Source organism: Gluconobacter sp. GP1, from assembly GCF_032913585.1.
GTDB lineage: Bacteria > Pseudomonadota > Alphaproteobacteria > Acetobacterales > Acetobacteraceae > Gluconobacter > Gluconobacter cerinus.
In genome coordinates, this window is the sequence record NZ_JASGXC010000038.1 from 1 (window position 1) to 1311 (window position 1311).

2 protein-coding genes and 1 pseudogene are annotated in these 1311 nt (G+C 55.1%); 1 reads left to right on the forward strand and 2 read right to left on the reverse strand.

The genetic code is table 11. From position 1 onward, the window contains the following. On the reverse strand, nucleotides 1-517 hold a 517-nt coding region (locus tag R5H23_RS16765; protein ID WP_317216120.1), incomplete at its 3' end, for a hypothetical protein. Further along, nucleotides 514-660 (reverse strand): hypothetical protein, encoded by a 147-nt coding sequence (locus tag R5H23_RS16770; protein ID WP_317216121.1) that lies wholly within the window; start codon nucleotides 658-660, stop codon nucleotides 514-516. The genes R5H23_RS16765 and R5H23_RS16770, both read right to left, overlap by 4 nt. Before the next feature lie 354 nt (nucleotides 661-1014). On the opposite strand from R5H23_RS16770, the pseudogene R5H23_RS16775 reads away from it, so the two are divergent. Next, nucleotides 1015-1311 (forward strand): annotated as a pseudogene (locus tag R5H23_RS16775) (hypothetical protein); the annotation flags it as partial.

Consider the following 1311-nt stretch of genomic DNA (forward strand, 5'->3'; position numbering starts at 1 on the left):
CCGAAGGAAGCTGGCTCTGTCCGGACACAACCCAGCTCTGGTTGCCGGTCGTATTCGTCCCGGCATTGATTAGGCTGTCGCCGCCGCCGCCAAAACTCAGGTTCGGGCAAAAACTGCCTGCCCCGAGGCCAAGATTAAAGTTCGTATCCAGACCCGTCACAGAGAGACCGCAATGGGCCGAACTCTGGAGGCTGTCCCATTCTGATGAGAGCTGGGAGCAGATCTTGCCCATTGCAGCCTCAGCGAGCGATGCGACATTCAGTTTGCTCGTCACGACATCCAGACCAACGCCGTTAAAGAAGTTTCCCAGGCAGGTGAATTTCGTCACGGATTTAGGCTGATGGATCGTTGCGTCGTCCGCCTTCAGGTCTGCGGCAAGCCCGGTCGCGCCTGCTTGCACGAGTGTCTGGCAACCGGAAGAAGCATCGTCTCCAAAAGCGGGTGTAACCAGACTGAAACCTAGCGCGGCGATTAGCGGTACAAAGGTGAGACGTGTGCTCTCTCGGCACGCGCTCATTGTGCCGCACCTGGAGGCGTTCCCGAAGGGCGACTGTCCTGTCCTGAGACAGGCTTTCCGAGAGGCCCAAGGATCTGCCTCGCGCCCTCTGCTGTCAGCCATCCGCCCTTGGGCTTTTCCTGCTCTCTCGTCTCACCAGACACCTTGACCCTCCAAAGCGGTTTCCATCCTGAGAGATAATAGAGGTGGGGGATGTGAGTGCGTGCCCGGTGTGTCGCGGCGGCAGGAACGGGTTGGAAACCGAAAAACGTCTTTGCGAGACATTCCGATGCCGGAACGGGAAGCCACAAAAATCAAATTGTAAGCCATGCAAAAACGGAATGGGGGTATTCCTCAAACGCGGACGCGGCCATTTTCCGGACTCCGCTGCCTTCTCCACGCACTGTTGCAAAAATACACGGTTCCCCAAAAACGACCATCGATCGGTAACATTTTGCGACGCGAGCGGTTAGGCTTTTTGACGATAGATTAACGATCCGACGGATGTAAAGAATACCATGCAGGCAAGCATTGCAGAAATGAAGTTTCGTACCGGGCCGATTCCTCCATGGATAAGTTTGCCCGCAAAAAAGTTCTTTCGGCATTCGTCCGCATTAAAAGAGTTAACAACAAGTAAAGAAATATCGTTAAAGCTGACGACAACCAGAAGACTATGGTCTCAGCAAGAGACGACACTGCTCACGAAATTCTATCCAACGGACACAGCGATCAAGGTCATTGCCGGGAGGCTTGGGAGAAGTCCGCAGGCGGTCGCGAACAAGGCTAAGCGACTGGGATTGCGCCGTCCGCTGACG